Annotated in this window: 3 protein-coding genes; 1 reads left to right on the top strand and 2 read right to left on the bottom strand. The window is 71.8% G+C overall.

Translation table 11 applies throughout. The features are described 5' to 3' along the window. Positions 1 to 283: 283 nt before the first annotated feature. Positions 284 to 1,372, top strand: a complete 1,089-nt coding sequence (locus ACIQIB_RS28035; protein WP_363610325.1) for an NADH:flavin oxidoreductase — start codon at positions 284 to 286, stop codon at positions 1,370 to 1,372. Positions 1,373 to 1,468: 96 nt separating this feature from the next. Here ACIQIB_RS28035 and ACIQIB_RS28030 read toward each other — a convergent pair whose 3' ends face one another. Further along, positions 1,469 to 20,536 carry an SDR family NAD(P)-dependent oxidoreductase gene (locus ACIQIB_RS28030; RefSeq protein ID WP_400761402.1) on the bottom strand — a complete coding sequence of 6,356 codons (19,068 nt, stop codon included), beginning with the start codon at positions 20,534 to 20,536 and terminating at the stop codon, positions 1,469 to 1,471. Next, positions 20,533 to 22,527: an asparagine synthase (glutamine-hydrolyzing) gene (gene asnB, locus ACIQIB_RS28025; RefSeq protein ID WP_363610322.1), complete on the bottom strand. Its 1,995-nt coding sequence runs from the start codon at positions 22,525 to 22,527 to the stop codon at positions 20,533 to 20,535. Before asnB ends, ACIQIB_RS28030 begins: the two co-directional genes overlap by 4 nt. Position 22,528 lies beyond the last annotated feature (1 nt).

Here is a 22,528-nt window from a genome sequence, read left to right as displayed (position 1 = left end):
TCGCTTCGGCCGATCATGGCGGTGCGGAATCACTACGACCACTATCAGCGATCTCGTTGACACGGTCAAGCTGATTATGTCGATGCACTGGATCGCATCAGGCAATCCACCGGCGGCGCAGCCGTCACCACCGGCTGGACGTTTGCGGTCGGAAAGGGCGATAATCATGCGCTGCCCGTGCGGCCACAAAACTTTCCGAACAGCCTGGAAGCGCTTTGCCGGGTTGGGGGAAAGGCGCACACGGGGCGTCTGTCCAAGTAGTGCCGACCATTCGGGAGGAACAATGGCAAGCCTTGACGAGCCGTTCACCGTGGGTGATCTCAGGCTCCCCAACCGGATCGTGATGGCCCCGATGACCAGGATGCAGTCCCCCGGCGGGGTGCCGGGCCAGGACGTGGCGGAGTACTACGCCCGCCGGGCGGCCAACCAGGTCGGGCTGATCATCACCGAGGGCACCTACGTCAACCGCGCTGCCGCCGCCGCGTACGAGAACGTGCCCCACTTCTACGGTGAGGAGTCCCTGGCGGGCTGGGCCCACGTGGTCCGGCGGGTGCACCAGGCCGGCGGCAGGATCATCCCGCAGCTGTGGCACACCGGGGTCGCGCGGACCGGGACCGAGCCGCCCGCCGAGGGCCCGTCCGGGCTCGGGCTGGACGGCGCCCCGACGGGGAGGGCCATGACCCAGCAGGACATCGACGACACGGTGGCCGCCTTCACGGAGGCCGCCGTGGCCGCCGAGCGGCTCGGGTTCGACGGCGTCGAACTGCACGGCGCGCACGGCTACCTGATCGACGACTTCCTGTGGAGCGGCACCAACCGGCGTACCGACCGCTACGGCGGCGACCCGGCCTCCCGCGCCCGCTTCGGCGCCGAGATCGTGCAGGCCGTCCGCGCGGTCGTCAGCCCGGGGTTCCCGGTCTTCTTCCGGCTCTCCCAGTGGAAGGTCAACCAGTACGGGGCCCGCATCGCGGAGAGCCCGGACGAGCTGGCGCAGCTGCTGACCCCGCTGGCGGACGCCGGTGTCGACGTGTTCCACGCCTCGACCCGCCGCTACTGGCTGCCCGAATTCGACGGCAGCGAGCTCAACCTGGCCGGCTGGGTGCGCAAGCTCAGCGGCAAGGCCACCGTGACGGTCGGCTCGGTCGGCCTGGACCGGCAGTACGGGGAGGGCGAATTCGCCCAGGGCTTCACCCGGCAGGCCGGCGTGACCGGCATCGACGAGCTGGTGGCCCGTCTGGAGCGCAACGAGTTCGACCTCGTCGCCGTGGGCAGGACGCTGCTGGCCAACCCGGACTGGGCGGCGAAGGTGCTCCGCGGTGAGCTGGCCCAGACCGTCCCCTACGACCCGGCCGTGCTCAGGACCCTGGCCTGACCGTCACGTTCGGGCGAGCCACGGCATCCGGGCCGCGACGACCGTCGCGGCCCGGATGCCGTGCGGCGCCCGGCGTCGCCGGGGCGCGACGATCCCTTATCGCAGGCCCAGCTCACTCTGAATGATCGAATACCACTCGTCCGTCATACGGCGCGCGGTGGCTCCACTGAACGCATTCGCGTCGTACTTGAGGAACATCTTGTACCCGTCACCCTCCCGATAGAATTCCGCGGAGAGTACATATTCCCCGGTGTACGGCAGGTCGTCGAACAGCCGCAGGTCCAACTCGCCCTGACCGGCCGGCGAGTCGTTGGTGAGCAGTTCCGCGCCGTCGAAGTTCTGGAACAGGAAGTTCGTCAGGACCAGCGGTTCGTCGTCCGTTCCCAGCGCGCGGGTGATCTCCCGCAACGGGTAGGCGCCGTGCTCGATGCCGGCGACCATCTTGCGCTGCACGGATTTGAGCAGTTCGGGGAAGCCGTCGGTGACCGTGCAGCGGATGGGCAGGCAGTTCGCGAACTGGCCGACCACGCCCTGGAACCGCTCCTCGTGGCGGGCGGCCGTGGTCATGCCCAGGACCAGGTCGTGCTGCCCGGTCAGTTGGTGCAGGAACCGCACGTACGTCGTGAACAGCACGGTGGCGACACTGACCCGGTGTTCCCTCGCCTTGTCGGCAAGCGCGGTGACCAGCGCCGGCGGCAGCCGGACCGTCGCCACGTCCACGCGGGGCAGCCGCTTCGGGTCGTACGGACGGTCGTAGGGCAGCGCGAGCGTGGCACGCGGCCCCTCCAGCTCATGGACCCAGTAGTCCCGGTGCTGCTGTGCCCGCGGACCGGCGAGCATCGCCTCCTCCCAGGCGACGAAGTCGCCGTAGGTGGCCAGGACCGGACTTCCCTTGCCCTGGTAGGCGTCCTTGAGCGTGCGGATCAGGACCGCCGTCGACGTGCCGTCCAGCAGGATGTGGTGCGCCGTGATCAGCAGCAGCCGTCGTCGCCCGGCCAGGGAGACCAGGTGTGTCCGGACCAGCGGGCCCGCCGCCAGATCGAACGGGACGTCGACCAGGTCCCGCAGCCTGGCCAGTTGCGCGACGCGCGAGCCGGCCGCGATGTCGACCCGGTCGAACGACGGGGCCCTGGTGGGGTCGATGTCCATGTACGGCACGCCGTCCCGCTCACCGAAGACCGCGCTCAGCACCGGGTGGATCTCCGTCTGGGCGCGGATCGCCCGCTCCAGGGCCGCCTCGTCCAGGTCGCCGTGGATCTCGAAGAGGATCGGCAGGTTGTAGGCGGTCGACTCCGGCCGGCGCCGCTGGTCCCGGTACATGGTCAGCTGGCCGCGCGAGAGGTTCCACCGTTCGCCCGCCGTGCCCGCGAAGTGGGCGCACAGGCCGTCGACGGATTCGATGTCGAAGAGCAGGGTGGAGGAGACGTCGTCGCCGAAGTCCTCGCGCAGGGCGTTGGTGAGCTGGAGGACCAGGATGGAGTCCAGGCCGTAGCCGATGAGCGGGGCCGAGGTGTCGATCCGGTCGGCCGGGATGCCCAGGACAGTGGCGGCTTTGGCCAGGATGAGCGCGGACAGGTCGGATTTCGTCGCCGGCCCGGAGGAAGCGGAAGGAGCGGGCTCGGGGCTCATGGCCGCGGGCCGGGGCACGGGGATCGGGGTGGCCTCGGGGCTCATGGCCGGGGGTCGGGGCGCGGGAACCAGGGCGGGCGTGGGCTCCGGTCGCCGGGCCGGCACCGGCCGCTCCGAAACGCCGGCTCCCTGCCGCGCGGCTCCCGCCGGCCTGACCCCGGCCCCTTGCCGAGCCACCCCGTCACTCTCCGCCGCGATGACCTGCTGCCCCAGCGGCAGCGCCTGCGGCAGCGGGAACACGACCGTGCCGAAGCCCTCCCCGGCCAGCACGTCCCGCCAGCTCTCCGGTGACAGCGCCGGCGAGCCCGGGATCCGCAGCGACCGGTCGTCGAACAGCCACCAGCCTTCGAGCAGCCCGAACGTCAGGTGGCTGAACAGGTCGAACGCCGACAGCTCGTTCAGCAGCAGCCACCCGCCGGCCCGCAGGGCGGCCTTGGCGTTGCGCAGGGTGGTGCGGGTGTCCCTGGTCGCGTGCAGCACGTTGGCGGCGATCACCAGATCGAAACCGCCCTCGGCGATGTCCTGCCCGGCCAGCGGCTGTTCGATGTCGAGCAGCCGGCAGTCCAGGTACGGCACGTCCGGCCCGTACGTGGTACGCGCGTGGTTGAGGAACGCCTTGGACAGATCCGTGTAGACGTAGGTCTCGATGCTCTCCCGGTACGGCGCGAGCGCGGCGAACATCCCGGCGCTGGTGCCGCCGGTACCGGCACCGATCTCCAGAATCCGCAGCCGGGCACCGGGTTCCCGGCGCAGCCGCTCCGACACGACGCCGACGGCGGCACGGGCCATGGCACGGTTGAACAGGTCGGCGACGTGGTTGTCCCGGTAGCAACCCTCCACCAGTTCCACGGAACCGCGCGGGAACATGACGTCGGTGGGCCTGGTCCGGCCGGTCAGGATGGACGGCAACGCCCTGAGCGTGGCGGAGACCAGACGCAGCTCGGCCGTGCGGTCGGCGTCGGCCGACCACAGTTCGCACCGCCGGTCCCACTGCCCGAGCACGACGTCCACCGGCTCGACGGCCGACGACCCGAGGACTCGCCTGGCGTGCTCCAGCCAGTCGGCGTACAACGGCAGGATCGTGGCGTGGTCGACGGAGGCCAGCTGCGCCGCCAGAACCCTGGCCAGCCACGGATCCCGCTCGGTCCGGCGCCACCGCACGACCTCGTCCAGGAGGCCGTCCACTCGGTCGGACGTGATCAGCAGCTCACCGCGAACCCGGGACGGCGTCCGATCGTGCACGGTGACCCTGGTGGCACGATCGAAGTTCGCCAGGGTGTTGTGCTGGTCGGTCTTGACGAACGCGAGCTGCCGCTGGTCCCCACCGAGCAGTGAGTCCAGGGCGACGAGCCCCTCGCGCGGTTCGATCGACACCAGCCCGACCCGGCTCAGCTGCTCCCGGTAGAACTCGGACGTGACGCTCCCGAGGTTGCCCCACCACCCCCAGTTCATGACCCTGACCGGTGTCTCCCAGTGCTGTCCGAGCGCGTGTGCGTAGGCGTCGCTGAAGGTGCACCCGGCCGCGTAGTTGCCCTGGCCGGCCGCTGTCGTGAAGGACTGCATCGACGACAGCAGCACGGCGAAGTCCAGCTGCTCGCCGTCGAAGACCTCGGCCATCGCGGTCGTGACGTCGACCTTGGCCGCCAGCCCCGCGCGGAGCGTGGCCTCGTCCATCCTGGCGAAGGTGGAGTCCCGCAGCACGAGCGCGGCCTGTACAACCCCGTTGACCCGCGGGTGGCGCTGCTTGATCTCCGTCAGGGCACGGCGCAGCGCGGCCGGATCCCCGGCGTCGGCGCTGAGGTAGCGGACCGTGCCGCGCCCCTTGACCGTGCGAATCCTCTCCTCGATGGACGAATCGTGGGCGCTGCGGCCGATCCAGATGACGTGCGCGCCGAAGTGCCGCACCACGTGCTCGGTCCACGCCGTGCCCAGACCGCCGGCACCGCCGATCACGACGTAGACGCCACCTTCGCGGTACACCGGTTTCGCCGGTGCCTCGCACGGCGCCCAGTGCCGGGCGAGCCACTGGCCGGCCCGCCGGACCCAGGCGTCATCGGGCGACCGGGCGGGCAGGGCCGTGAGATCGGCGGGCCACTCGGGGCCGTCGAGGTCGACGCGGCGAACGGTCCACTGCTGGTACTCCCGCCCCAGCGACCCGAACAGGCCGTGCAGCCCGGCGTGCGCCGGCTGGACGGGGTCGCCGGCGTGGGTGGCGAGCGCGCGGGCCGTGACCAGCGTGATCCCCAGCGGCCGGGCGTCGTACCCGGCACCGATCAGCGCCTTGATCATGCGGAACGCCGCGACGACGCCGTCGTTCTGGGCGGCCACGTGGCCGGCGGCGTCGGTGGGCTCCAGTTTGGTCTCGGGCGCGGTCCAGACCAGGTGGTCGATCGGTCCGAGGCCACGCAGCGCGGCGGTCACCTCCTCGACGGACGCCGACGGCGGCAGCGGCCAGGTCAGGGTGGTTTCGAGCGCCGAAGGCCCGCCGACGACCAGTACCCGGTCGGTACGGGAGGGCACGTGCGCGTCGACCGCGGTGATCGGGTCCCACACGGGAGCGAACAGCGCGGGCCCGGTCCGGGCCGTGCGGCGCGAGGTGTATCCGGTCAGCCGCACGCAGACCTCGCCGTCGGCGTCGACCAGGTCGATGTCCAGCTTGCTGAGCGGCCCGGACTCGCCGCCCCGCACCACCGCCCACATCGTCGGCGTGCACGGGGCGAACAGGTCGAGCTGATCCAGGGCGAACGGCACGGCGGTGTCCCGCATCCCGGTGAGGTGGGCCGCGACCGCCGCCTGGATCGCCGAGTCCAGCATCGCGGGCGTCAGCGGCCCCGGCTCCGCCGACCCGGGCAGCACCAGTTCGGCCAGCACGATCCCGGAGCCGACGTGGGCCTGCCGGATCGCCCGGAGGGTCGGGCCGTGGTCGATGCCCATCGACACCAGGGCGTCGTGGATCCGGTCGGCGGAGACGGTTTCCCGGCAGCCCACGCTCAGTGCGGCGAGGTCGACCCGGGGCGGGCGCGGGGCGTCGGACGGCGCGATGCCGCCTTCACAGCAGACGGTTCGGCCGGTGGCGATCTCGAACCGGTGACCGCCCTTGCCGGTCGCGCGCACATCGATCCGTACGTCGACCGGACTGTCCGCAACCTCCAGCGGCTGTACCCACGTCACATTGCGCATCCGCACCGTGACGGCGCCCAGCGCCTTGCGCGCCAGTTCGAGACAGGCGACCGCGGGCAGGATGTGGCGGCCCTGCACCACATGGTCGCGCAGCAGGCCGTCCGCACGGGTCAGCGTCACCTGGTCGCGCGGCGGGCCGTCCGTACGGGCCGGCGTCACCCGATCGTCGCCGGTCGCGGGCCAGTGCCGGTCGCGGGCGAATGGGTAGGTCGGCAGCGGGATGCGCCGGCCCTGGGCCGGGACCCGGCCGTCCTCGGGCAGCCGGGCCGGGACCGTGCCGTCGAGGACCTGGAGCAGCTCGTCACGATCGCGGACCACGCAGGCGAACCGGTGCGCGAAGCGCTCCCTGCCGACGGCCAGGGTGTACGCGAGGTCGCCGAGGTCGATCGACGCGTCGGCCCGGACGTGTGCCGCCAACCGGCGCTTCTGTTCGACGAGTTGCCGCTCGCTCCGGGCCGACAGCACCACCGGGTGTTCCGCCGGCGGCGCACCGGTTCGCGCAACGGGCGGAGCCTCTTCGATCACGAGGTGCGCGTTGGTCCCGCTGGCGCCGAAGGAGCTCACCACACCGCAGCGCGGGACGCCGGGCGGTGAATTCCAGCCGTGGGTACGGGTGCTCAGGTAGAACGGGCTTCCCGCAAGGGGAATCGCCTCGTTGGCGGTCTCGAAGTGCAGTGAGGCGGGGATCTGCCGGTGCTTCATCGCCAGCAGCACCTTCAGCACGCCCGCGATGCCGGCCGCGAACTGGGTGTGGCCGATGTTGGTCTTCAGCGAGCCGACCGCGCAGTACTCCGTCCTGTCGGTGCGGGCACGGAACGCGCGGTTGAGCGCCTGGAACTCGATGGGGTCGCCGAGCCTGGTGCCGGTGCCGTGCGCCTCGACGAGTCCGATGCGCTCCACGTCGACACCGAACCGCTCGTACACCTCGCCGAGCAGGCTCTCCTGGGACACCGAGCTCGGCGCGGTGATGCCGTTGGTGGCGCCGTCCTGGTTGACCCCGCTGGCCTTGATCACGCCGTGGACGTGGTCGCCGTCGGCCAGCGCGTCCTCAAGCCGTTTGAGCACAACGACTCCGACGCCCTCACCGGGCACGAAACCGTCGGCGCGGTGGTCGAACGTGTGGCAGCGGCCGGTCGGCGAGAGCATGCCGGCGCGGTCCGCGAGCGCGTACAGCCGCGGTGTGGACTGGAGGAACACCCCGCCCGCCAACGCCATCGAGGTCTCACCGGACCAGAGGTCCTTGCACGCCAGGTCGATCGCCACGAGCGAGCTGGAGCACGACGTGTCGACGGCGATCGCCGGGCCCTTGAGGTCGAGGAAGTAGGACACCCGGCTCGGGATGACCGAGGTCATGTTGCCCCACAGGGTCTGCGCCGGTGCGTCCCGGTCGAGCAGCCCCTGGTAGTCGCCCGCCCAGGCCCCGACGTAGACGCCGCAGCGCCGCCGGCCCATCCGGCCCGCGTAGCCGGCGTCCTCCAGCGCCTTCCAGGACTCTTCGAGCAGCAGCCGCTGCTGCGGGTCCATCACGGCGGCCTCGGTGCCGGAGATGTTGAAGAACATCGCGTCGAACTCGTCGATGCGGCTGAGGAAGCCGCCCCGGGTGCAGATGCTCACGCCGTCGAGGTCGAACCGGGCCGTCCCGGTGACCAGGTCGTCGCCGTCGGCCAGGTGCGTCCACAGTTCGTCGAGCGAGTCGGCGCCCGCGAACCGGCCGCTCATGCCGATCACCGCGATCGGTCCGCGCTCCCCGTCCACGGAACGGCGTCCCCGGTGCCCGATCCCCACGGGTGCGGGTTCCACGGCCGGTCCCGGGACGGTTTCCGGCGCCGGCACGGGCACCGGCGCCGCCGCCGTCTCCGGGACGCCTTCCGTGTGGACGATGGTGTCCCTGTACTCGGCGAGCAGGTGCGCGGCCAGCCGGTCGGCCGTGCTGAAGTCGAAGACCACGCTCGTCGGCAGGTCCAGCGACAGCGCCTCGTTGAGCTGGTGCACCACACGGATCGCCAGGATCGAGTCCAGGCCGTAGTCGGCGAACGCCAGCCCGCCCTCGACCTCGGCGACCTCCAGCGCCAGCGCGCGGGCGATCTTCTCCCGCACGACGGCGGGCACGAGCTCGTCCGGACCGCGCCGCACCGCGTCCGGACTCCGCCGCACGACAACGGGTTCGACGACCGGAGCCGCAACCGGCGCGGGCATCGGCCGGGTCAGGTCACCGATCCAGAACCGCTCCTTCGCGAACGGGTACGTGGGCAGCGACACCACCCGGCGCGGCGCCCCCCGGTGCAGGCGCTCCCAGTCCACCTCGACGCCCGACACCCACAGCGCCGCGAGCCTGGACAGCTTGCCGGCGGCGATCCACCGCTGGACCAGCAGCTCCTGGAGATCGCTGTCGCCGGTGATCTCCGCGAGCAGACCACCGGAAGCCCCGACGGTGCCCCGGTGTCCCCGGCCGGCCCGCAGGCCGGTCCTCAGCTCCGCGGTCGACGACACCGCGACCGCGTACCGCTCGGCCATCGCCTCCCGTCCGACCTGGAGCGTGAAGGCCAGGTCGGCGAGGTCGGTGTCCGGGTTGCGGTCGAGGAACCCGGCCAGCCCGTCGACGGCCGCGGTGAGCTGCTCGGGAGTCCTCGCCGAGAGGACGACGACCTGTTCGGTGCCGCTTGTCGCACCGTCAGTGGGCTGCACGGGATACTCCTCGACGATCACGTGCGCGTTCGAGCCACCGGCACCGAAGGAGGACACCGCCGCGATCCGCGGGCCGTCGGAGTGCCACGGGCTCAGTTCGCGCTGGACCCGGAACGGGGTCCGCTCGAAGCTGATGTTCGGGTTGAGCTGTTCGGCGTGCAGGCTCGGCACGAGCTGCCGGTGCTTGAGCTGGAGCAGGACCTTGGTCAGGCCGGCCACCCCGGCCGCGGCCTCCAGGTGGCCGATGCCCGACTTCACCGAGCCGATCGCGCAGTACTGCCGGTCCGCGGTGTCCTGCTCGAACGCCGTGGTCAGGCCGGTGATCTCGATCGGGTCGCCCAGTTCGGTGCCGGTGCCGTGCGCCTCGACGTAGCCGATCTGCCGCGCGGAGACCCCGGCCCGGTCCAGCGTCCGCCGGATCAGATCGGCCTGGGCGACCGGGCTCGGCACGGTGTAGCCGGTGGTGCGGCCGCCGTGGTTGACGCCGGAGCCCCGGATCACCGCGAGCACGCGGTCCCCGTCGGCCACCGCCCGGGACAGCGGCTTGAGCAGCACGCATCCGACGCCCTCACCGGGTACGAACCCGTGGCCGCCGGCGCCGAAGCTGCGGCAGTGCCGGTCGGGCGAGAGCATGCCGGAGCGGCACAGCTCGACGTAGTCCAGCGGGTGCGTGTAGAGGTTCACGCCGCCGGCGATCGCCACCTCGCACGCGCCGCGCCGGAGTTGTTCGCACGCCTCGTGGATCGCGGTCAGCGACGCCGAGCACATCGTGTCGATCGTCAGGCTCGGTCCGCGCAGGTCGAGCAGGTAGGAGGCGCGGGCGCTCAGCGAGGCGAACGACAGGCCGGGCACCACGAGCTCGCCCGAGGGCAACCGGCCCACGCCGTGCCGGGCGTGGCCGATCTTGGTGACGCCCGCGAACACCCCGATCCCGTGGCCGTGGCGGTCGGCGAGGCGTGCCCTCGTGTAGCCCGCGTCCTCGAGGACCTCCCACGCGGCCTGCACGAACAGCCGTTCCTGCGGGTCCATGGCGTACGCGTCGCGCGGGGCGATGCCGAAGAACCTGGGGTCGAAGGCCGCGAAGTCGTCCAGGAAGCCGCCCCACTTGCTGTAGCTGCGACTGGTGGCGACCGCCGTGTTGCGGTCCGGTTCGAAGAAGCCGTCCAGCGGCCAGCGGTCCACCTCACGGACGCAGTCACGGCCGGCCCTGAGGTTGTCCCAGAACTGGTCCGGGTCGGCGGCGCCCGGGTAGCGCCCGCTCAGCCCGATGATCGCGATCGGCTCGTCGGTGCCGACGGTCGGCTGTTCGACGGTGGCGGCCGGCTCGTCGGCGGTGGCCACGGGCTGCTCGGTACTGATGGTCGGCTTGTGGGCGGTGGCGGTCGGCCGTCGGCGCGCCGGTTCCGGCCGGCGGCCCGCGAGCTGGTCGGCCACCGCCCGCAGGGTCGGCTGCTCGTAGAAGATCGTCGAGGAGACATCGGGATGGCTCTTGACCAGCTCCCGGTTCAGCTGGAGGACCAGCACCGAGTCCAGGCCGATGTCGATGAGCGGGCGGTCGGGGTCGACCGAGCCCGGCGCGAGCCTGGTGACCTCGGCGAACAGGGTGACGAGGTGGTCGAGGACGTGCGGGTCGCCGGCGGGTTCGGGAGTCGCCGCCGGCAGCGGCGGGGCCGGCGTTCCCGTCCGCGCCCGCTCCGGGTCGCCGTGGTGCACCCATACCTGGTCCGCCCCCGCGTTCCAGGCGTCGGTCAGCGCCGTGAACCCCGCCTCCGTGGGCATCGGCGACAGCCCCCGGTCCTCCCACAGATACGCCCGGGTGCTGTCGCCGACCCGCATGCCGCCGTCCTCCCACAGCGGCCACGCGACGGACAGCGTGCGCCCACGGCGGTGCCCGTCCGCGACCAGGGCGTTGCGCACGGCGGCGAACCCGTCGAGGAAGGCGTTGGCGGTCGCGTAGTCGGACTGCCCGGGGTTGCCGGTGATCCCGGCGCCCGAGGAGAACGCCAGCACGAACTCCAGCGGACAGTGCGTGGTGGCCCGGTCGAGGTGCACGAGACCGTCCACCTTGCTCGCGAGCACGTCGTCCCACTGCTCGACGGTCTTCTCCGCGAGCAGCGAATCCCGTACCACGCCGGCGGAATGCACGATCCCGGTGATCTCGCCCGCCTCGGCGACGAGGTGCCGCACCTCCTCCCAGCGGGAGACGTCGGCGCGCACGTACCGCGCGACCGCGCCGGCCTGCCGCAGCTCGGCGAGCAGGCTCTCGACCCGGTCGTCACCCGGCGACCGGCCGGCCAGCACAATGGTCGGCCGCCGCACGTCAGCGGCGATTCGGCGGGCCGTCAGGGCGCCGATACCACCGGCACCGCCCGTGATCAGATACCCGCCACCGTCTCGCCAGGGCCTGCCGGACGCCGCTCCCCGGGGCGCGGCCGGGGCCCAGGTGCGGGTGTGCCGGACACCGTTACGGTAGACGATGAGGTCGTCGGTGGCACCGGCGTTCTCCGCCACGACGGCGGCCACGTCGACACCGCCGTCACCGCCGTCACCGTCGACACCGATGACCTGGCCGACGATCCGCGGGTTCTCCTTGGTGACGGTCCGCAGCAGACCGGCCAGGGCGATGTTCTCCGTGATCACCTGGACCAGGGTGGTGCCGTCCTGGGCACCGAGGCCACGGATGCTCTCCAGCACCTGCCAGGACAGATCACGGAACCGGCTCTCCGGCCGCTGCTTGTCCGTGTCGAGGCGGATGGCCCCGGGCACGGACCCGTCGACCCCGCACAGCAGGACAACGCGACGGTCGTACCAGCCGGTCGCGGCGGCGGGCGTCGGCGTCCACCGCGGAGTCAGCAGCGTCGTGCCGGTCTCCTTCGTGGTGCCGGGAAACCAGAACCGGTCCCGGGCGAAGGGGTATCCGGGCAGCTGTGCGCGCCTGGGCGGCTCGCCGCCGGACAACGAGCGCCAGTCGACGGTGGCACCGCCGATCCACCGCCCGATCGGGTCCCCGCTGACACCACGGTCGCCGGTGGTGACGAACGCCCGCAGCCTGTCGACGAGTTCGGCACGCGAGGAGACGACCCAGCCGACTCGTTCCGCCATCTCCTCGCGGCCGACCTGCAGACTCCACGCGACGGACCGCAGCGGGACCTCGTCCGACGTCTCCAGGTAGGACAGCAGATCCCGGGCGCGGTCGGTCAACTGCCGCGCGGTGCGTGCCGACAGCGGCACCGCGACCGTCCCGGCGGCCTCCTCGGTCAGGTCGCCGGGAACGTATTCCTCGACGACGACATGGGCGTTGACGCCACCGAACCCGAAGCTGCTCACCCCGGCACGCCTCGGCGCGGGGCTGCCGTCAGGGTTGCGGGGCCGCGGCCAGGGCTCGTTCTCCCGCACGAGGTGGAACGGACCGCCGGCCAGTTCGATGTACGGGTTGACCTGCTCGACGTGCTGAGTCGCGGGCAGCACACCGTGCTTGAGCGCGAGCAGCACCTTCAGCAGTCCGGCGATGCCCGCCGCCGACTCCAGGTGGCCGATGTTGGTCTTGACCGAACCGAGGCCGCACGCACCGTCGTCGCTGCGCCCCAGCCGGCGGAACGCCGTGCGCAGCGCGCGGACCTCCACCGGATCGCCGAGGGCCGTGCCGGTGCCGTGCGTCTCGATGTAGCCGATGGTGTCCGGGTCGAGGCCGCCGACGGCGGCCGTCACGAGCTCGGCCTGGGCGTCGGCGTTCGGCGCGGTCAGCGAGTTCGCCCGGCCGCCGTGGTTGTACGCGCTTCCCCTGAGCACGCCGAGGATCGCGTCACCGTCGCGCTCCGCCGCGGCCAGCGGCTTGAGCACGACCGCCCCGACGCCCTCGCCACGGACATAGCCGTTCGCGCCGGCGTCGAAGGTCTTGCACAGGCCGTCCGGGCTGAGCATGCCCGCGCGGTGCGCGCTGACGAACGTGTCCGTGCTGAGCAGCACGTTCACCCCGCCCGCGACGGCCATGTCACACGCGCCGGAACGGATCGCCTCGATCGCGCGGTGCACCGCCACCAGCGAGCTGGAGCAGGCCGTGTCGATCGGTTCGCTCGGGCCGCGCACATCGAGCAGGTACGAGATGCGGTTGGCCAGGATCGAGTGCGTCGTCCCGGTCGACGTGAACGCGTCCGGCCGCACGCCGAACGTGGTGAGCAGCGTCGCGTAGTCGTTGCCCGTGACGCCGATGAACACTCCGGTGCTGGTCGGCAGGTCGGCCGGCCGGTACGCGCTGTCCTCCAGCGCCTGCCACACCGTTTCCAGCGCGAGGCGGTGCTGCGGGTCCATCAGCTCGGCCTCGCGCGGCAGGATGCGGAAGAAACCGGCGTCGAAGGCGTCGATGTCGTCCAGGGCCCCGATCCGCTTGGGGAAGTCCTGGGCCTCGATGGTCCTGCGGTGGTTCTCGTCGTACCGGTGCAGCGGGAACGCGGTGACGGAGTCCTTGCCCGCCACCAGGTTCGCCCAGTACTCGTCCAGGTTGCGGGCGTCCGGGAACCGCCCCGCCGCGCCGATGACGGCGACCGGCATGCGCGGATCGGACTCGACACGGACCGGCTGCGGCCGTGGTTGTGGCTGCGGCTGGACCTCGACGGTGGCACCGTGTTCGTCGGCCAGGTGGGCGCCCAGCGCCTCCAGCGTGCTGACGTCGAAGAAGACCGCCGGACTGACCGTGACACCGAGCCGCTCGTGGATCTCCTGCGCGAAGGTCACCAGCGAGATGGAGTCGAAGCCGAACGCGTCCAGGCCGGTACCCGGGTCGAGTTCCTCCGGCTCGAACTTGAGGATGCCGGCGGCGATGGACCGCAGAGTGTCCACGACGGCCGGTACGGCCGGTGCGACCGGCTTCGCGCTCACCGGGACCCGGTCGACCGGGATCAGGGCCGGGCCGGCCTGCGGCACCGTCCGGTCAGCCGGCGTTGTCCCGCCGACCCCGCGCCGCACGCCGCTCAGCTCTCCGACGATCTCACCCGTGCCCCCGACCAGGACGATCCGGTCGTCCCCGAACACCACGTGGGTGACCGGCGAACCGGCCCGCACCCGGATCTCCCCGACCCGGTTGAGCGCGACCCGGGTCCAGTCCGGCACCCCGGCGTGCTTGGCCTCCCACTGCACGCCCTGGGCGATCACGGCGAGCACGAACGGCTCGATGGTGACGTTGCGCCGGACATGGTCCTGTTGGAATCCGGGCCGGCCGACGCCCAGCACGGTCCGACCGTCCGGCGTGCGGAACACGCCGTCGGCCGCGCACGACGCGGGCTTGTAGTCCAGCCCGCCCTCGGCCAGCTCGGCCAGGAACCGTTCCCGCGTGAGGACGCGCCGCAGTCCGCTCAGATCGACCCGGCCGGACGGTGCCGTGGCGGCCCGCACGGTGAACTCGACGGCCGCCGAGCCGTCCTCGGTCCGTACGGTGCCGTGACCGTCGGTGAACTCCGTGACGAGCCGCTTGGCCGTGGACCAGTCGACCGGCCGCAGCACACGGAGGTCGTGGACCGACGCCTCCGCGGCGAACCCGCTGACCCTGGCGGTGGCCAGCGCGAGATCCACGGCGAAGGTGGACACGACGGCCGGCACCTTGTCCAGGCGGTAGCCGTAGTCGAGCAGGTCGGCGAGGTGGACGTCCAGGCCGTAGCGCAGGCCGCGGACATCGGATTCGTTGCGCCCCAGGAACGGGTGCAGCCGCTCCCGCAGCGCCAGCGGGGCCAGCACGGACGGCGCGCCGTCGGTCTGCTCGACCCAGCAGCGCACCTTCTCGAACGGGTACGCGGGCAGCGACACCCGGCGCGCCGTCGGCAGCTGGTCCCAGTCGACGCTCCGGCCGGCGACCCAGGCCGTCGCGAGTTCGTGGGCGGGCAGATCCCGTCGGCCGGCCAGGTATCCGTCGACGGCCGCCAGCGCGGACCGCTGGTCACCCGCCACGAACGCCCAGCGGGTGGGCAACTCGTTCTTGCCCACCCGCAAGGTGAACGCGATGTCGGGAAGGTCGGCTTCCCGCACCCCGGCGAGGTGGTCACGGAAGGCGGCCAGGTAGCGCCCGAGCGCGGCCTCGTTCATCGCGGAGAACACGAACAGCTGCTCGCCGAACGGCTCCCGGCGCACCGGACGTTCGGGATACTCCTCAAGAATGATGTGGGAGTTCATGCCGCCGGCGCCGATCGACGTGATGCCGGCCCGGCGGGGGTGGGTGACCTGCCGGCCGTCGACCACGGTGACCGCCGGCCGCCAGTCGGCGAGCGACTGCTGCACCCGGAACGGCGTGTCGGCGAAGTCGATGTCCGGGTTGAGCTCCGTGCTGTGCAGGGACGGCACCAGCTTGCCGTGCCGCAACTGGAGCAGCACCTTGGCCAGGCCGATCATGCCGGCCGCCGCGAGCAGGTGTCCCATGTTGGCCTTGACGGACCCGAGCGCGCAGAACTGACTGTCCGGGGTGTACTTCCGGTACGCCGACGTCAGCGCGCGGACCTCGATCGGGTCGCCCAGCGCGGTGCCCGAGCCGTGCCCCTCGACGTAGCTGATCGTCCTCGGGTCGACCCCCGCGTCGTTGATCGCCTTCTCGATCGCGTGCGCCTGCATGCCCGGACTCGGCACGGTGAAGCCGTTGCGGGCACCCGCGTTGGACAGGGCGGTGCCCCTGATCACGGCGTACACCTGGTCGCCGTCGCGCTCGGCGTCGACCAGCGGCTTGAGTACCACGGCGCCGACACCCTCACCGAGGATGGTGCCGTCCACACCGTGGCCGAAGCTGCGGATCACATCGGAGGTGCCGGTGGTGAAGTGCTCCTCCGACGAGGTGATCAGGTTGTACGGGTGCAGCATCAGATTGACGCCGCCCGCGACCACCATCCGGCACTCGCCGGCCCGCAGCATCTGCACGGCCTGGTGCACGCACGTCGACGAGGCCGAGCACATGGTGTCCAGGAAGATCGACGGCCCGGTCAGACCGTAGAAGTAGGACAGCATGTTGGGGAGCGTCCCGGTGTAGCTGCCGCTCTGCGGCGCGCCGCGGGTGAGGCTGTTCTGGAAGCCGTACAGGTTGTAGTGGTTGCTCATGGTCCCCACGAGCACGCCGACGTCACCCTGGTAGCGGCGGTGGATGGTCTCCCGCGAGTAGCCGGCGTCCTCCAGCGCCTGCACGCCGGCCTGGAGGAACAGCCGCACCTCCGGGGACATCTGTTCGGCCTCGCGCTTGGAGATGCGGAAGTAGCGGGGATCGAACTTGTCGAGATCGCGGAGGAAGGTGCCGGTCCTGATCACGCTCTTGCCCGGCACGGCCCGGTCGCTGTCGTAGACGGCCTCGTGGCCCCAGCGGTCGGCGGGGATCTCCTCGAAGGTGTGCCGGCCGTTCTCCAGCAGCTCCCACAGCTCGTCCATCGTGTCGGCGCCGGGGTAGCGCCCGGACACGCCGATGATCGCGATGTCGTGCCGGTCGTCGCGCCCGGGTTCGCGGACTTCGGTGGCGGCGGACCCGGCCGGGTCTTCGAACCGGGTGGCCGGGGCCTCCGGCTGCGCGGCCGGTGTGCCGGCCCCCTCCGTCGCCCCCAGCACGGCTTCCAGCTGCTCCCGCCGCGACTCCACGAAGTGCGCGGCCACGTCCGCGAGGTTCAGGTACTCGAAGAAGATCGTCTTGGACAGCGGCCCGAACAGCTTCTCCAGCCGGGCGGTCACCTCCAGGATGCTCAGCGAGTCGATGCCGTACTCGATGAGGTTGCTGGTCGGCCGGATGTGCTCCGGGGCGTGCCGAAGGACCTCGGCGACGACCCCCCTGAGCAGGTCCTCGGTCCGCTCCAGCAGGTCGCCCGCCACGTCGCCACCGGAGGGCGCCGTGACATCACCGGGCGACGCCGTGAGGCCGCCGGAGGACGCCACGGGGGCCGGTACCGTTCGGCGCCGTACGGCGAGGGTGGCCTCGGCGCCGTAGGCGACGACGATGTGCGCGGGGGCGTCGGCGAGCAGGGACCGGCCGAAGGAGCGCAGCCCGTCCTCGGTGGGCAGGGCCTCCCACCCGCGCTCGCGGCGCATCGACTCGCGGGTGACCTCGTCCAGCGTCATGCCGCCGTCGGCCCACAGCGGCCAGCTGATGGCGACGGTCCTGCCGTTGCGCTCACCCGCGTCGACCAGCGACTGCCGGTGCCGGGCGAACGCGTCCAGGAACGCGTTGGCCGCCGAGTAGTCGGACTGTCCCGGGTTGCCGTAGACACCGGCGACCGAGGAGAACAGCACGAAGAAGTCCAGGTCGAGGTGGCGGGTGGCGGCGTCGAGGTTGAGCGTGCCACGGACCTTCGGCGCGGTCACCAGCCGGACGTCGGTGAGGTCCTTGCGCAGCAGGTACTGGTCGCGCAGCACACCGGCCGCGTGCACGACGCCGTCGAGCGAACCGTGCTCCCGCAGGATCGTCCCGACCGCGGCTCGGACGTCCTCGGCGTCGGCGACGTCGACCGGCAGGTAGTGCGCGTCGACGCCCTCGGCGCGCAGGGACTCGGCGGAGCCGGCGGTGGATCGTCCGCTCAGGACGACCGTCGCCTCCGCACGGCTCAGATAGCGGGCGATGTCGGGGCCGATGCCACCCAGGCCACCGGTGACCCAGTACACGCCGCCCGCCCGCAGTTCCGGCACCCGCGGACCGGCGCCGAGCCGCGTCTCGACGGGCTCCAGCACCTGCCGGGTGCCGTCGGCGGAGTAGCGGACCTCCGTGTCGGCGGAGTCGTCGGCGCACTCCTCCCGCACGATCCGCGCGACCTGTGCGGGGGAGGCCGAACCCAGGCCGGCGACCCGGACCACACGGCCCGAGACGAGCGGGTTCTCCAGCGTGACCGTTCGGAACAGGCCCGCCAGCGGTTCGTGGAAGTGCGCCGGCGTCCGGCCGTCGACCAGCACCACGAACCGGTGCCCGGCCCGGGGACCGGACGCGAGCAGCCGCTGGACCTCGGCGAAGACCTGATCCGTCATGGCGTCGATGCCGTCGGCCGGATCCGCCGGAGTGATCTCCGGCAGGGTCACGGTGTGCGCGGTGCGGGAGCCACCGTCCGGGTTCAGCGGCCTGTCGATCCACCGCGAGGTCGCCGTGACGACGCGCGGGCCCGCGGCGGTGGTGCGCTGGGCGAGCCCCCGCAGACTGGCGCTGATCACGCCGTCGCGGTCGCACAGGTCGATGTCGAACGTGGCGAGCGCTCCGGAGTCCCCGCTCCGCCGGACCCACGCCCAGGTCTCGGACGGGCAGGGCCGGTACACCTGGAGCTCGTCGAGGGCGAAGGCCAGGGTCGGGCCGGCCGTCTCGTCCATCAGGAGCACGGAGGTCTGGAAGGCGGCGTCCAGGACACTCGGCGGCAGCACGCACCCGTCGGTTTCGGTCGCCAGGATGCGGGCGATCGCCTCGTCCCGGCCGACCCGGACCCCGCGCAGCGCGCGCATGGCCGGCCCGTACTCCAGGCCCTGGGCGCGGAACCGGGCGTAGATCTCCTCGGTGCCGCGCGTGGTACGGCAGGACGCGCGCAGGGCGTCCAGGTCCAGTGGCGACGGCTCCGGCACCGTGACGATCTCGGCGGAGCCCGTGCTGTGGATCGTCTCGCCCTGGCGGAACTCGAACGCGATGGAGTCACCACGCGGCGTCAGTCCGATGGGGACATCGACCGGTTCGTCGACGACGATCGGCCGCATCCAGGTGACCTCGCGCAGCCGGACCGACCCGTCCCGGGTGGCCGCGAACTCCACGGCGGCCCGTGCCATCTCCAGGTACGCGACCGCGGGCAGCACCCGCCGGCCGCGGACCTGGTGCGAGGCGAGGAAGGGCTCGGAGCCTGTGAACGTGGAGGTGTAGCGCTGTTGTGCCAGGTCGGAGGTGTTGCGGTGGACGAGCGGGTGCAGCGTAGCGGTGCCCGGAGCCTCGGTCCGCGGCGCGGCATACCAGTGCCGGTCCCGGGCGAACGGGTAGGTCGGCAACCGCACGCGACGGGCCCCGGGCTGCCGGGGCCAGTCGGCGGTTCCGCCGCGCACCCACGTTTCCACCGCCGCCACCACCTCCGGGCCGGCCCCGGCGGGGTTGCCCACCTCACCGGCCACCTCACCGGCCACCGCGGACTCCAGTGCGGACTCCAGCGCGGCGACGAGCTGGTCCCGGTCCGAGACGACGAACGCGACCCGGGCCGCCATCGGCTCGCGGCCGACCTGGAGCGTGTGGGCGATGTCGGCCAGCGACTGGCGTGGCCGCAGCGCGTTCTCCGGTGCCAGCAGGTGGTCCAGCAGCCCCTGGGCCAGCACACGCAGCCGCTCCGGGTTCTTCGCCGAGAGCGGGACGACGTACGGCCCCGGCGCCTCGGCAGCGGGCGCCTCGCCGCCGTGTTCCCGGCCGACGTGTTCCTCAAGCAGCACGTGGGCGTTGGTCCCGCCGAACCCGAACGAACTGACGCCCGCCCGGCGCGGTACACCGTCGCCGCCCGGCCACGGCCGGGTGTCGCCGACGATGTAGAACGGGCTGCCGTCCAGGTCGATCAACTGGTTCTGGGTCCGGAAGTTGACCGTCGCCGGCAGGATCCCGGCGGCCATCGCGCCGATCACCTTCACCACGCCCGCCACGCCCGCGGCCGATTCCAGGTGGCCGATGTTGGTCTTGACCGAGCCGATGCCGGTGCTGTCCGGCCGCGGCCTGGTCCCGTTGGTGTCGTGCAGACTCTGGAAGGCGCGCTTGAGGCCGACGATCTCGATCGGGTCGCCGACCGGGGTGCCCGGCCCGTGGGCCTCGATGTAGCTCACGGTTTCGGGCGCGACCCCGGCGCGGGTGTAGACGTCCTCGATCAGCGCGGCCTGCGCGGCCGGGTTGGTCACGGTCAGCGAGTTGGTCCTGCCACCGTGGTTGGTGCCGACCCCCTTGATCACCGCGTACACGGAGTCGTTGTCCGCCAGCGCCCTGGCCAGCGGCTTGAGCAGCAGGACCGCGCCGCCCTCGCCGCGGACGAACCCGTCGGCGTCCTGGTCGAAGGCGTGCGACCGGCCCGTGGGCGAGAGCATGCCGGCCTTGCTGAACGCGACGAACAGCTTCGGCGACCAGCACAGGTTCACGCCGCCCGCCAGCGCCAGGTCGCAGTCGCCGTTGTGCAGTGCGGCGACGGCCTCGTAGACCGAGACCAGGGAACTGGAGCAGGCGGTGTCGTTGGTGATGCTGGGGCCGTGGAAGTCGAAGTAGTAGGACAGCCGGTTGGCGACGATCGAGTACGCCGTGCCGGTCGGGAAGTAGGCGTCGGTCGGTACGTCGTCGCGTTCGATGAGCTCGGCGTAGTCGGCGTGGCACAGGCCCATGAACACGCCGGTGCGGCTGCCCGCGAGCTCGCCCGCCCGGTATCCCGCGTCCTCGATCGCCTTCCAGGCCAGCTCCAGCGCGAACCGCTGCTGCGGGTCCATCGTCTCCGCCTCGCGCGGAGAGATGTTGAAGAAGGCCGCGTCGAAGCGGTCGGCGTCCTCGACGAACCCGGCCCAGACGCTGTTCGTCCGCTCCTCACCGCTGCGCGGATCGCCGAAGTAGCGTTCCTTGGACCACCGTTCCGCGGACACCTCGGTGATCAGCGAGCGCCCCGCCGCGAGGTGGTCGAACAGCTCGACCAGAGTGTCGGAGCGGGGGAAGCGCAGGGCGAGACCGGTGATCGCGATGTCGTCGGCACTCATCGGCTCTCCCTCGCTCGCCGCACGGCACGGCGGTTGTCCACGGTCACGCGCAGGTTCGGCGCGGCGGTCGGCGGCGTGGCCGGCCTGCTCTCGTCGCCCAGTACGAACTGCTGGTTGAGCACGGCGGTCGTCAGCAGGTAGAGGAAGGTCTGATCCTCCTTGGTGCTGATCTCCTCGACCGGCGACGACATGATCTTGTTGACCAGGCGGCGGGCGAACTTCTGGTCCACGCAGCCGATTCTGGCCAACTCGTGGTCGGACAGCAGCAGTTCCAGGTAGTCCGGGCGGCTTTCCTTGAACGCGGCGCTGCCCGGCGCGCGGTAGGGCTGCTTGGGTCGGCTGGTGGTCCACTCCGGGAGCTCGGCGCGGAACGCCTTCTTCAGGATGGCCTTCTCGATCCGGCCGTCGTCGTAGCGCAGGTTCACCGACGCGGCCGCGCGCACCACGGCCGGGTCGAGGAACGGGCAGCGGTTCTCCACGCTGTGCGCCAGCGCGGCGCGGTCTCCCTGCGTGGACAACAGGAATCCGGGCAGCAGCGTCTTGTACTCCAGCCACTGCGCCTTGTGCACCGCGGGCATGTCCGCGTAGCCCGGGGTCCCGGCGACGAGGTCGAGCAGGTCGGCGAACGGGTCGAGGCGGTCGGCGAGCAGCCGGGCCGCGAACCTGCCGTTCTGGTAGCGCATCTCGTGGGAGAACAGGCCCGGCAGCCGTTCCACCGAGAACTGCTGGTACAGGCCGAGCAGGTGGGCCTGGTGGGCGGGGCCGAAGTGATCCAGCTCCGGGTGCAGGCCGGCCAGCCCGCTGCGGCGCTCGTCCTCGGGGAGCTCGTTCCACCGCCGGCGCAGCAGGGTCTCGCGGAACAGCGAGTAGCCGAGGAACGCCTCGTCGGAGCCCTCGCCGCTGAGGACCGTCTTGATGCCGGCGTCGCGGACGTGCCGGGACAGCAGGAACATCGGCACGAAGGAGGTGCGGAAGGTGGGGACCTCGGCGTGGTACACGGCGGTCTGGAAGTTGTCGGTGATGTCCGCGCTGGTGATGGGAACCGTGGAGTGCAGGGTGCCCAGGTGCTCGGCGACCAGGCGCTGGCTGTCGGACTCGTCGAAGTTCTTGTCCTGGAACGCCACGGAGAACGTGCGGACCCGGTGCGGGGAGAGCTGGGTGGCCAGCCTCGTCACCACCGAGGAGTCCAGACCGCCGCTGAGGTAGACGCCGACCTCGACATCGGTCCGCAGGCGCAGCTCCACGCTGGTGCGCAGGGTCTCCCTGACGAGGTCGATCGCCTCGGCCTCGGTGCCGTCGAAACCGGGCACGTCGAAGGTGAGGTCCTCGTAGGAGCGCAGCGAGCGGCGGTCCGGGTCGATGGTCAGCACGGAGCCCATCGGCAGCTGGCGGATGCCCCGGAACGGCGTGCGGTCGGGCAGCGGCGTCCACACGGCGTAGGTGGTGGCCAGCTCCCTCGGGTCGAGTTCGAAACTAAATCCGGGAAAGGCGCGGAACGCCTTCATCTCGGACGCGAACAGGAAGTCACCGCCGTGGTCGGCGTAGAACAGCGGGCGTTTGCCGTAGCGGTCCCTGGCGAGGACGAGTTCGCCGGTCGCCGCGTCCCTGATGGCGACCGCGAAGGCGCCGTTGAAGCGTGTGAAGCAGGCCGCTCCCCACTGGATCCACGCCTGGAGCACCACTTCGGTGTCGGAGTGGTCGGTGCGGAACGGGCGGCCGAGACGTTCCAGTTCCGCGCGGAGCTCGATGTGGTTGTAGATCTCACCGTTGAAACAGATCCAGTAGCGCTGTGACGGGTCGGACATGGGTTGCGAGCCATCGGGGAGATCCACGATGGCCAGCCGCGCCGCCCCCATGGCGATGCCGTCGTCCAGGTAGTAGCCGGCCTCGTCCGGCCCGCGGTGGCGAATGTTCGACAGCATCGAGGTGATGACCTCGGCGGTGGCACCGGGGTGCAGCGAGGTCGAGAGGAAACCAGCCAGCCCGCACATG

The organism is Kitasatospora sp. NPDC092286 (assembly GCF_044755565.1).
GTDB lineage: Bacteria > Actinomycetota > Actinomycetes > Streptomycetales > Streptomycetaceae > Kitasatospora.
The sequence above is the reverse complement of the archived record's forward strand: the minus strand, read 5'-3'. Positions and strand labels throughout refer to the sequence as shown.